The following is a 10,557-nucleotide window of genomic DNA, read 5'->3' as shown; positions in this document are numbered from 1 at the left end:
AAGTAGAAACACGTCTTTGCGTGGGAGCGGGCTTGCCCCGCGATAGCGACAGCCCACCCAATCATCCGGATTGTCCGACGATCCTATTGCCACCCACTTCGATTCAATGCAGAATCTGTCAACCATAAGATACTTGTTATCTATTAGTTAACAGAAAGGAAACACAGAACCTCGATACGGACTTCCCCAACGCCTGACGCCTACTACAAAAAAAATGCTCCAGGAGACAATTGATGTCCCCCAATAACAAAAAGATCGACGTGTTCCTGATCGCCGTGAGCCTGTTTGCCGTGCTGCTCACCGTGATCGGCCTTGCCGCCTTCCCTGCCCAGGCCGAAAACCTGGCCAACCAGCTGTTCGAAGTGGCCACCCGCACCTTCGGCACCAGCGTCCAGGTACTGGTGTTCGGCAGTTCCCTGGCCGTGCTGTACCTGGCCTTCAGCAAATACGGCAACATCCGCCTGGGTGCCGGCAAGCCCGAGTACTCCACCGCTACCTGGGTGTTCATGTTCATCTGCGCCGGCATGGGTTCCTCGACCCTGTACTGGGGCGTGATGGAATGGGCCTACTACTACCAGACCCCAGGCCTGAACATCGCGCCGATGTCGGCCAAGGCTCTGGAATACAGCGTCAGCTACTCGTTCTTCCACTGGGGCATCAGTGCCTGGTCGATCTACGCCCTGGCCTCGCTGGCCATGGCCTATCACTTCCATGTGCGCAAGAAGAGCGGCCTCAACCTGGCCTCGATCATCGAGGCGGTCACCGGCTTCAAGGCCACCGGCCCGGTCGGCCGCGCCGTCGACCTGATCTTCCTGCTGACCATGATGGGCGCGCTGACCGTGTCGCTGGCGCTCACCGCCTCGACCCTGACCCGCGGCCTTGCCGACCTGGCCGGTACCCCCAACACCTTCACCGTGCAGTTGCTGGTGATCGGCGCGGTGGCGCTGCTGTTCTCGCTGAGCTCGTACATCGGCATCGACGGCGGCCTGCAGCGCCTGTCGAAGATGGTCTGCATCGGCGCCCTGGTATTCGCCGCCATCGTCCTGCTGGTGGGGCCGACCCAGTTCACCCTGAACAACACCGCCAATTCCATCGGCCTGATGCTGCAACATTACGTGCAGATGAGCCTGTTCACCGACCCGGCCGGCGACGGCGCCTTCACCCGCAACTGGACGGTGTTCTACTGGCTGTGGTGGGTGTCCTACGCCCCTGGCGTGGCGATGTTCGTCGCCCGCGTATCCCGTGGCCGACTGATCAAGGAAGTGGTGTTCGCCCTGCTGCTGGGCGGCAGCTTCGGTTGCTGGTTCTTCTTCGGCGCGCTGGAAAGCTACAGCATGCACCAGTTCATCAACGGTCAGATCGACGTACCCAAGCTGCTCGGCACGCTGGGCGGCGAAGCCGCGGTGACCGACCTGCTGCTGGCCCTGCCCTGGGGCACGCTGTTCCTCGCCGCGTACCTGTTCATCATGGCGGTGTTCTGCGCCTCGCACATGGACGCCGCCGCCTACGCCGTGGCCGCCACCAGCACCCGCAACCTGCGCGAAGGTGAAGACCCAAGCCCCACCCTGCGCCTGTTCTGGTGCGTGGTGCTGACCCTGGTGCCACTGGCCATGCTCTTCGCCAAGGCCTCGCTGTCGACCATGAAGACCGCCGTGGTGCTTACCGCGATCCCGTTCATGCTGATCCTGCTGGTGAAGATCTACGGGTTCTTCAAGTGGCTGGTGGCCGATTACGGCCAGGTGCCGGCCTACCGCATCGAGGAAGAGGCCACCCGCCTGGCGGGTGAGGAACCGCAGCCGCAGGCACCGCGTAGCGCTGCCGTGGTGCACTGAAATACAAGGTGGGGGCGGCTTGCCCCCCCATTTGGCAAATTTTTTTGCCCAGATTGTTAACCAACAGATACGCGTTAACCAATAAGAACCGAGATAGAGCCATGAACGATTTCAAACGCCTGCCCGCCGACTTCTGCGCCAACCCCGAGGAGGCCTTCACCCTCCCGGCCAAGTTCTACACCCAGGCCGCCGTCTTCGAACACGAGAAGGAAGCGATCTTCGCCCGCAGTTGGATCTGCGTCGGCCACCGCAGCGAAGTCGCCGAAAAGAACGCCTACATCACCCGTCAGGTGATCGGCGAGAGCATCATCGTCGTGCGTGGCCGCGACGACGTGCTGCGGGCCTTCTACAACGTCTGCCCGCACCGTGGCCATCAACTGCTCGAAGGCAGCGGCAAGGCCAAGAATGTGATCACCTGCCCGTATCACGCCTGGACCTTCAAGCTCGACGGCGAGCTGGCCCATGCGCGCAACTGCGAGAACGTGGCCAACTTCGACAAAGGCAATTCCACCCTGGTGCAGCTGCGCGTGGAGGAATACGCCGGTTTCATCTTCATCAACATGGACAACGACGCAGGCTCCGTCGAAGACCAGCTGCCGGGCATGCAGAAGCGCATGCGCGAAGCCTGCGCGGTGATCGACGACCTGCACCTGGCCGCGCGCTTCGTCAGCGACACTCCGGCCAACTGGAAATCCATCGTCGACAACTACCTGGAGTGCTACCACTGCGCCCCGGCCCACCCTGGCTTCTCCGATTCGGTGGACGTCGGCCAGTACAGCCACAGCCTGCACGGCAACTGGACCCTGCAATATGGCCTGGCCAAACCGTCGGAGCAGTCATTCACCTTCGACGAGTCGGTGAAAGACCCGTCCTTCGCCGGCTTCTGGGCCTGGCCGTGCACCATGTTCAACGTACCGCCAGGGGCCAACTTCATGACCGTGATCTACGAGTTCCCGGTCAATGCCGAGACCACCCTGCAGCACTACGACATCTACTTCCTCAACAAGGAGCTCAGCGAAGAGCAGCACAAGCTGATCGACTGGTACCGCGAAGTGTTCCGTCCCGAGGACCTGCGCCTGGTCGAGAGCGTGCAGAAAGGCCTGAAGTCCCGCGGCTACCGTGGCCAGGGCCGGATCATGGTCGACGCCCAGCGCAGCGGTGTCAGCGAGCACGGCATCGCCCACTTCCACAACCTGATCGCGGTCGCCCACCTGGACGACTGAACACACGCCAGCTCCCCGCCTCGCGCCAGGGCCTGGCGCGGGGCTTTGTTGTCGAGGTACGCCATGGCCAAGCAATACGAAATGTTCAAGGTGCGCGTGACCGGTGTGGAACAGGCCACGCCGCAGATCAAGCGCTTCACCCTGGCCCGCGCCGACGGCGGCCCCCTGCCCGCCTTCAGCGGCGGCAGCCACGTAATCGTGCAGATGCAGTCGCCCTGCGGCGGCCAGTTCAGCAATGCCTACTCGCTGATGAGCGACCCGCGTCAATTGCACAGCTACCAGATCGGCGTGCGGCTCGAGGAGCAGTCCAAGGGCGGTTCGGCGTTCATGCACAACCAGGTCGCGGTGGGCAGCGAGCTGACCATCTCCACCCCCAACAACCTGTTCGCCCTGGACGCCGATGCCGGGCGCCATGTGCTGATCGCCGGTGGCATCGGCATTACCCCGTTCCTGGCGCAGCTGCACGAGCTGGAAGGTGGCGCCACTCCCTACGAGCTGCACTACGCCTTCCGCGCCCCGGAACACGGCGCCTTCCAGGGCGACCTGGAACAAGGCCCGCATGCCGGCAACACGCGGTTCTACATCGACAGCCTGGAGCGCAAGCTCGACCTCGCCGCGCTGTGCGCGGGCCTGGCCGATGACGCCCACCTCTATGTGTGCGGGCCCAAGCCGCTGATCGACGCGGTGATCGCCACCGCCGCCGCCGCAGGCATCGCCGAATCGCGGGTGCACTGGGAACAGTTCGCCGCCGCCGCGCCGGCCACAGGCGCGGCCTTCACCGTGGTGCTGGCCCGGTCGGGCACCGAACTGCAAGTCGAGGAAGGCATGACCATCCTCCAGGCCATCGAGAAGTCCAAGGCCGCGAAGGTCGAGTGCCTGTGCCGCGAAGGCGTGTGCGGCACCTGCGAGACGGCGATCCTCGAAGGCGAGGCCGAGCATTTCGACCAATACCTCAGCGACGAGGAAAAGGCCGCGCAGCAGAGCATGATGCTGTGCGTGTCGCGGGCGCGCTCGGCGCGGTTGGTGCTGGATCTCTGAAGTCAGATCGCGTCCCAACGGGGCGAACGATGCCATCGCGGCGCAGGCCCGCTCCAGGAATAGCGCATGAGCTGGAGCGAGCGTGCCGCGATGGCGTCAGGCGCCTCGATGTAAATGCAGGCCAGTGGATTGAAAAATTGTTATGAGATAACATTTTACTTCCACTGTTTGCGACTTTTTTCAATGGCCAGCCCCCAACTCCCCCAACGCCTGCAAAGCATCGACGCCCTGCGCGGCCTGGTGATCCTGTTCATGCTGCTGGACCACGTGCGCGAAACCTTCTTCCTGCATCGCCAGGTCAGCGACCCGATGACCATCGATGCGATCGACGCCACCGAACCCAGCCTGTTCGCCAGCCGCACCCTGGCGCACCTCTGCGCGCCGGTGTTCGTGCTGCTTACCGGGCTATCGGCCTGGTTGTATGGCGAGAAGCACCAGGGCCGTGGCGATGTCTCGGTGTTCCTGTTCAAGCGCGGTCTGTTCCTGGTGGTGCTGGAATTCACCCTGGTCAACTTCGCCTGGACCTTCCAGTTGCCACCGAGTGTGATCTACCTGCAGGTGATCTGGGCCATCGGCCTGAGCATGCTCGCCCTGTCGCTGCTGGTGTGGCTGCCGCGCCCGGCGCTGCTCGCCCTCGGCGCGCTGATCGTCGCCGGTCACAACCTGCTCGATGGCCTGCACTTCGGGCCGGAATCGGCGCTGCATGTACCATGGGCGATCCTGCATGAGCGCAGTTGGCTGGAGGTGGGCGAACATCTGCGCCTGCGCACGTCCTACCCGCTGTTGCCGTGGATCGGCGTGATCGCCCTGGGTTATGGGCTCGGGCCATGGTTCGCCCGGGGCAGCGACGCCGACAAGCGCCAACAGCGCCTGCTATGGGCCGGCGTGGCGTTGCTGCTGGGGTTCGGCGCGCTGCGCCTGCTCAATGGCTACGGCGAAGCCCCCTGGAGCCTCTACGCCAGCGTCGGACAGACGCTGATGAGCTTCTTCAATATCACCAAATATCCACCGTCGTTGCTGTTCCTGGCCCTGACCCTCGGCGTCGGCCTGCTCCTGCTGCGCGGCTTCGAGCGTGCCGGCGACGCCCGCTGGATCGGCCCGCTTGCGGTGTTTGGCGCAGCGCCGATGTTCTTCTACCTGCTGCACCTGTATGCGCTCAAGCTGCTGTACGTGGCCTGCGTGGCACTGTTTGGCCTGAACCAGGGCCGCTATTTCGGTTTCGATGGCATCGGGGCGGTATGGCTGACCGCCGTGCTGCTGCCACTTGTCCTGTACCTGCCGGTGCGCTGGTTCGCCCGGCTGAAAGCGCGACGGCGCGATATCGCCTGGCTCAAGTACCTGTAAAAGCGTTTTCACCCCACAGCCCGATGGTCTACCATGCCGCCCGCCGGTTTCCACACGGAATCAAAAGGGAATCCCGGGCTCGCCACTGGCGATCCAAAGGGAACTGCCCCCGCAACTGTAGGTGCCGAGCCTGCGCCATCGACGCCACTGGGTCTGCCGACCCGGGAAGGCTGGCGCCGGCCTGGACGCACCAGTCAGGAGACCTGCCGGCACGCATTCACCAACCGGCGGGGTGTCCGGGATGGTCATCCGCCCTGGCCGCGTGCTTGCGCAGGCTGCCGGGCGATGCCTGTCCGTGGGCCATTCCGTGCACCACCCAGGAGATCGCCCCACCATGCCGCACCGCCTCGCCGCCCTCCTCGCCGGCCTGTCCCTGTCGGGCCTGGCCCACGCCAGCGCCACCCAGTACCCGCTGACCGTCGACAACTGCGGCATGCCGCAGACCTTCACCCAGGCCCCGCAACGGGCGGTGACCGTCGGCCAGGCCGGCACCGAGCTGCTCTATGCCCTGGGCCTCGGTGAGCGGCTGGCGGGCACCTCGCTGTGGTTCAACAACGTGCTGCCGGAATTCAAGACGCAGAACGACAAGGTCCCGCGCCTGGCCGACAACGAACCGAGCTTCGAGGCGGTGGTCGGCAAACGTCCGCAACTGGTGACGGCGCAGTTCGAGTGGATGATCGGCGCCCAGGGCGCGGTCGGCACCCGCGAGCAGTTCCAGGAGCTGGGCATCCCCACCTACCTGCTGCCCTCGGACTGCGAGGGCAAGGACAACCTGGTGGGCGCCGACGGCACCCGCCTGCAGCCGTTCAAGGTGCAGAGCATCTACAAGAGCGTCAGTCAGCTGGCCGAGATATTCGACGTGCAGGAGCGTGGCGCGCGCCTGAATGCCGAGCTCCAGGGCCAGCTGGAACAGGCCAGGCAGCGCCTGGCCGGCCAGGACCTGGCGCACACCAGTGCGCTGTTCTGGTTCTCCAGCGCCGACCTCAAGACCGACCCCTATGTCGCCGGCCGCCAGGGCGTGGCCGACTACATGCTGCAGACCCTCGGCGTGCGCAACGTGGTCGAATCCAGCGAAGAATGGCCTACCGTAGGCTGGGAAACCCTGGCCAGGGCCAACCCCACCTGGCTGATCGTCGCGCGCATGGACCGCCGTCGCTACCCGGCCGACGACTACCAGAAAAAACTCGACTTCCTGCGCAGCGACCCGGTCACGCGCAATATGGACGCGGTCAAGCACGGCCGCATCATCGTCCTCGATGCCGACGCCATGCAGGCCGGCATACGCCTGTTCCGCGGCCTGGATGTGCTGTCCAGCGCCTTCGCCAGCGGTAAAGCGCCCCAGCCATGAGCCGCCTGCTGCCCATCAGCCTTTTTGCTCTGCTCTCCCTGTGCCTGGCCATGCTTGCCGGGATTGCCATCGGCGAGACCCGTGTCGGCGCCGAGGCGATCTGGCAGGTGCTGGCCAACCAGCTGTGGCAGGCCGGCCATGCCGTCGACCCGATCGACGCCGGCATCGTCTGGAACTACCGTCTGCCGCGCACCCTGGTCGCCGCTGCCTGCGGCGCGGGGCTGGCAACCTGTGGGGTGATCCTCCAGGCGCTGCTGCGCAACCCGTTGGCCGAGCCGTACCTGCTGGGCCTGTCTGCCGGCGCCTCGACCGGCGCCGTGGCGGTGGGGCTGTTCGGCCTGGGCGGCGCGGTGCTGTCGCTGTCGGCCGGCGCCTTCATCGGCGCGCTGGCGGCGTTCGCCCTGGTGTTGCTGCTATCGCGCGCCAGTGGCAGCCGCCATGACAACGCCCAGGTGATCCTCGCCGGCATCGCCGGATCGCAGCTGTTCAACGCCCTCACCGCCTTCCTCATCACCAAGTCGGCCACCGCCGAGCAGGCCCGCGGCATCCTGTTCTGGCTGCTGGGCAACCTCAGCGGCGTGCGCTGGCCGTCGGTGTGGCTGGCGGTGCCGGTCGCCCTGTTCGGCCTCGCGATATGCCTGTGGCAGCGCCGGGCACTGGACGCCTTTACCTTCGGTGCCGACTCGGCGGCCTCGCTGGGCGTACCGGTGCGCCGTACACAGCTGCTGCTGATCAGTTGCGCGGCGCTGGTCACCGCGGTGATGGTGTCCATCGTCGGCGCCATCGGCTTCGTCGGCCTGGTCATCCCCCATGCCCTGCGCCTGCTGCTCGGCCCCGGGCACAGCCGCCTGCTGCCGGCCAGCGCCCTGGGCGGTGCGCTGTTCCTGATCATCGCCGACATCCTCTCGCGCACCCTGATCACCGGCCAGGTGATCCCGGTGGGCGTGGTCACGGCCTTGATCGGCGCACCGGTGTTCGCGCTGATCCTGATCAGCCGTCGGGGGCGCCCATGAGCGTGATGACCGCCATCGCCGACGCGCCGCTCACCTGCCAAGGGCTTAGCCTGCGCCTGGGCGGACGCGACGTGCTGCAGGGGGTCGACCTGAGCGTGATGCCCGGCGAAACCCTCGGCGTGGTCGGCCCCAACGGCTCGGGCAAGTCCACCCTGCTCAAGCTGCTCGCCGGCCTGCGCACGCCCAGCAGTGGCAGCGTGCGCCTGCTCGGCGAAGCGCTGGAGCGCATGCCGCGCCGGCATATCGCCCAGCGCCTGGCCCTGGTCGAGCAACAGGCCGACACCCTGGACGCCATCAGTGTCTACGACGCCGTCGCTCTGGGCCGCACGCCCTGGCTCTCGGCCCTGGCACCGTTCGGCAACGATGACCGCGCCATCGTCGAACAGGCGCTGGCCGACGCCGACGCCAGCCACCTGCGCCGACGGCTATGGGGCGAGCTGTCCGGCGGCGAGCGCCAGCGCGTGCATATCGCCCGGGCCCTGGCGCAACGGCCGCAGGTGCTGTTGCTGGACGAGCCGACCAACCATCTCGATATCCAGCATCAGCTCGGCTTGCTACGCCAGGTGCAGGCGCTGCCGGTGACGACGCTGGTGGCGCTGCATGATCTTAACCAGGCACTGACTTGCGACCGATTGGCCGTGCTCGATCAAGGGCGGCTGGTTGCGCTAGGCAAGCCGGAGGCGGTGTTGACGCCGGAGCGGTTGTTGGGGACGTTTGGGGTGCGGGGGCACTACCTGGTCGATCCGTATGATGGGGCGCGGGTGCTGCGGTTTCGTGCCTGAGTCGGCATGGAAAGCGCCGCTCACGCGGCGCATCGCCGGCAAGCCGGCTCCCACACCGACCGCGCCAGCCTGAGGCCATGCGCCATCCCGTGGGAGTCGACTTGGTGGCGATCAGGCCGATTGGTTTACCTGCGGCAGCTTCCAGGCCTTCATCTCCTGCGGCGTCAGGCTGGCCAGCACGTGCATGAAGGTTTCGGTCAGCTCGCTGCTGATATTACCGTGGGCGCGGTAGTTGCTCAGCAGATAGCGCTTTACCGTATTCGGCCAGTTGTTCGCCAGATGGGCAGCCTTGATGATGCCCTTGGCGTCCTGATAATTGGCGGCGGGCTTGTCCTGGGTCAGCCGGCGCTCGAAGTGGCCGAAGCTCCAGTCGTCCTCGCGAGCCTCGAATTCGTCCAGCAGTTTCACCTTGTACAACGCAAGCTCGGGCATGCGTGATCTCCTTGTGATGGGGTGGAAGGAGACGGTAGGCGAATACGCCGGGAATGGAAATGAACACGGTGTTGAGCATGGCGGGTGTCGGTTGGGATGGCCTGTCAGACGCCGGCTGCTGGGGCCGGTAGCAAGGGCTACCGCGCGGATAAAGCAACCGGGCGCTCGCCCAGTTTCTGCGCCAGCCGCAACAGGTAGCCATCCGGGTCCTGGACCAGGAACTGGCGCAACCCCACTTCGACGGCATCTGCGCGATACCAGACCTCCTCGCATGCCCGGAACAACGGCCAGCGTTGGCGCTCCAACCGTTCGAGCAGCGGCGCGACAGCGGCGACATCGATCTGCAGGTTGATTCCCCGCCCGAAGGGCTTTTCCAGCGGCCCGGTGAGCCAGTGATCATCGGCATCGAGCTGCTCGAGCATCACCTGCGCGCCGTGCAGGTCGAGGTAGGCGAAACGCTGCTCCGGGCGTTGATAGGCAATCTCGAAGCCCAGCAACGACACCCAGAAATCCAGGCTGCTGTCGAGGTCGCTGACGATCAGTTCGGGCACCATTGTGTTGCGCTGTAGCATGCGGGTCGTCCTTGAGGGGTATGGGCAAGCGGACGACATGATAACGCTTACCCCAGCTTCCACCAGCGTGGCCGGCAAGCACGAAACGAATGCGATGTGGGCCGCAAGGCCTGGGCGCCTTTGGCATCGAAGCAGCCCAGCAGCAAGGCGACCGTGGGGTGCGCATGGAGCGCCGTAAAAGTGTTACGCCGTATGGCATCCTGGCCTGCGCGCCTGCGCCACTGCTAAAGTGCGCGCCGCGGCCCTCCCGGCCTCAGCAATGATGGAAACCTGCCGATGGAAAGAATGATCCAGTTCGTGGCGGTGGTGGTGGTCTGCACCAGCATCGGCATCGCCTGCGAGCACTTTGAAGTGAATCGCTACCTGAAATGGCTGCTGATGGCCCTGCCGGCGATTGTCTGGGTGCGCCTGCGCAATCCGTTGCAACGCTGAATTTGCGCATGGGTTTGCAGTAAACTCGCAGGCCTTAACGTGCCCAAGGCTGCCCCATGTCCCGCCTGACCCGACTGCTGTTGCCCGTGCTCCTGCTCGGCGCCCTCGCCGCCTGCGACCAGAAGCCCAGCCGCGAGGAACAGATCCTCGCCAACCTGCCCTTGCAGGAAGCCTACGACCACAACATCGAACGCATGGCCGGGCTGCTGGCCATGAACCACGCGCAGGTGCCCCAGGACAAGATCAAGCAGGTGCTGCGCAAGCACCTCACCGTCGAGGATCAGCGCCAGGACCTGTTCAAGTTGTACAGCGAGGAGCACTTCGACGACGCCGAATTCGCCAGCATCGTCCAGGCCACCCGCGACCCGGCCAAAGCCAAGGAACTGGGCCAGAGCGACGAGGGCAAGCGCCTGAGCGAGAAGCTCACCCGGCTGATGCGCGAGAGCGCCAGCGACCCCCAGGTCCAGGCCCTGGCTCAGGCGCGCATGCAGCAGGTCGAGGATGACCTGCGAGCACTGGAACAGGACGCGCCCTGACCCTG

The 10,557-nt window shown here is 65.4% G+C and carries 11 protein-coding genes and 1 riboswitch; of the genes, 9 read left to right on the top strand and 2 right to left on the bottom strand.

Features of this window, described 5'->3' with window-relative positions; translation table 11 throughout:
• The first annotated feature begins 233 nt into the window (after positions 1-233).
• The 7 genes from ACQ4OD_RS15500 (at position 234) to ACQ4OD_RS15470 (ending at position 8,580) form a co-directional block, all read left to right on the top strand.
• Positions 234-1,832, top strand: a complete 1,599-nt coding sequence (locus ACQ4OD_RS15500) for a BCCT family transporter (protein WP_258598175.1) — start codon at positions 234-236, stop codon at positions 1,830-1,832.
• Between the two features lie 101 nt (positions 1,833-1,933).
• A complete protein-coding gene (locus ACQ4OD_RS15495) occupies positions 1,934-3,055 on the top strand; it encodes an aromatic ring-hydroxylating oxygenase subunit alpha (RefSeq protein ID WP_430944545.1) in 1,122 nt (373 codons plus the stop codon).
• 63 nt (positions 3,056-3,118) lie between these two features.
• The gene (locus ACQ4OD_RS15490) at positions 3,119-4,093 is read left to right on the top strand and encodes a PDR/VanB family oxidoreductase (protein WP_430944544.1); all 975 of its coding nucleotides are present in this window, start codon (positions 3,119-3,121) and stop codon (positions 4,091-4,093) included.
• A 183-nt stretch (positions 4,094-4,276) separates the two neighbouring features.
• Positions 4,277-5,437: a DUF1624 domain-containing protein gene (locus ACQ4OD_RS15485; RefSeq protein ID WP_430944543.1), complete on the top strand. Its 1,161-nt coding sequence runs from the start codon at positions 4,277-4,279 to the stop codon at positions 5,435-5,437.
• A gap of 27 nt (positions 5,438-5,464) precedes the next feature.
• Positions 5,465-5,662: riboswitch (cobalamin riboswitch) on the top strand.
• Positions 5,663-5,771: 109 nt separating this feature from the next.
• Positions 5,772-6,785, top strand: coding sequence for an ABC transporter substrate-binding protein (locus ACQ4OD_RS15480; protein WP_110701687.1), 1,014 nt, complete (start codon positions 5,772-5,774; stop codon positions 6,783-6,785).
• Positions 6,782-7,798 carry a FecCD family ABC transporter permease gene (locus tag ACQ4OD_RS15475; protein ID WP_430944542.1) on the top strand — a complete coding sequence of 339 codons (1,017 nt, stop codon included), beginning with the start codon at positions 6,782-6,784 and terminating at the stop codon, positions 7,796-7,798. The genes ACQ4OD_RS15480 and ACQ4OD_RS15475 overlap by 4 nt, the downstream gene beginning before the upstream one ends.
• On the top strand, positions 7,795-8,580 hold the full coding sequence (locus ACQ4OD_RS15470) for an ABC transporter ATP-binding protein (RefSeq protein ID WP_430944541.1): 786 nt from the start codon (positions 7,795-7,797) through the stop codon (positions 8,578-8,580). Before ACQ4OD_RS15475 ends, ACQ4OD_RS15470 begins: the two co-directional genes overlap by 4 nt.
• A gap of 111 nt (positions 8,581-8,691) precedes the next feature.
• Here ACQ4OD_RS15470 and ACQ4OD_RS15465 read toward each other — a convergent pair whose 3' ends face one another.
• Positions 8,692-9,012: a hypothetical protein gene (locus tag ACQ4OD_RS15465; protein WP_430944540.1), complete on the bottom strand. Its 321-nt coding sequence runs from the start codon at positions 9,010-9,012 to the stop codon at positions 8,692-8,694.
• A 137-nt stretch (positions 9,013-9,149) separates the two neighbouring features.
• The gene (locus ACQ4OD_RS15460; protein WP_139670216.1) at positions 9,150-9,584 is read right to left on the bottom strand and encodes a bleomycin resistance protein; all 435 of its coding nucleotides are present in this window, start codon (positions 9,582-9,584) and stop codon (positions 9,150-9,152) included.
• A 276-nt stretch (positions 9,585-9,860) separates the two neighbouring features.
• Here ACQ4OD_RS15460 and ACQ4OD_RS15455 point away from each other — a divergent pair, with 276 nt between their 5' ends.
• Both ACQ4OD_RS15455 and ACQ4OD_RS15450 read left to right on the top strand, forming a co-directional pair.
• Positions 9,861-10,016 (top strand): hypothetical protein, encoded by a 156-nt coding sequence (locus tag ACQ4OD_RS15455; RefSeq protein WP_177486017.1) that lies wholly within the window; start codon positions 9,861-9,863, stop codon positions 10,014-10,016.
• Between the two features lie 56 nt (positions 10,017-10,072).
• Positions 10,073-10,552, top strand: a complete 480-nt coding sequence (locus tag ACQ4OD_RS15450) for a hypothetical protein (protein ID WP_198755226.1) — start codon at positions 10,073-10,075, stop codon at positions 10,550-10,552.
• The last annotated feature ends 5 nt before the right edge of the window (positions 10,553-10,557 follow it).

Source organism: Pseudomonas sp. WC1 (assembly GCF_050586565.1).
In the GTDB taxonomy this organism is placed as follows: domain Bacteria; phylum Pseudomonadota; class Gammaproteobacteria; order Pseudomonadales; family Pseudomonadaceae; genus Aquipseudomonas.
The sequence above is the reverse complement of the archived record's forward strand: the minus strand, read 5'-3'. Positions and strand labels throughout refer to the sequence as shown.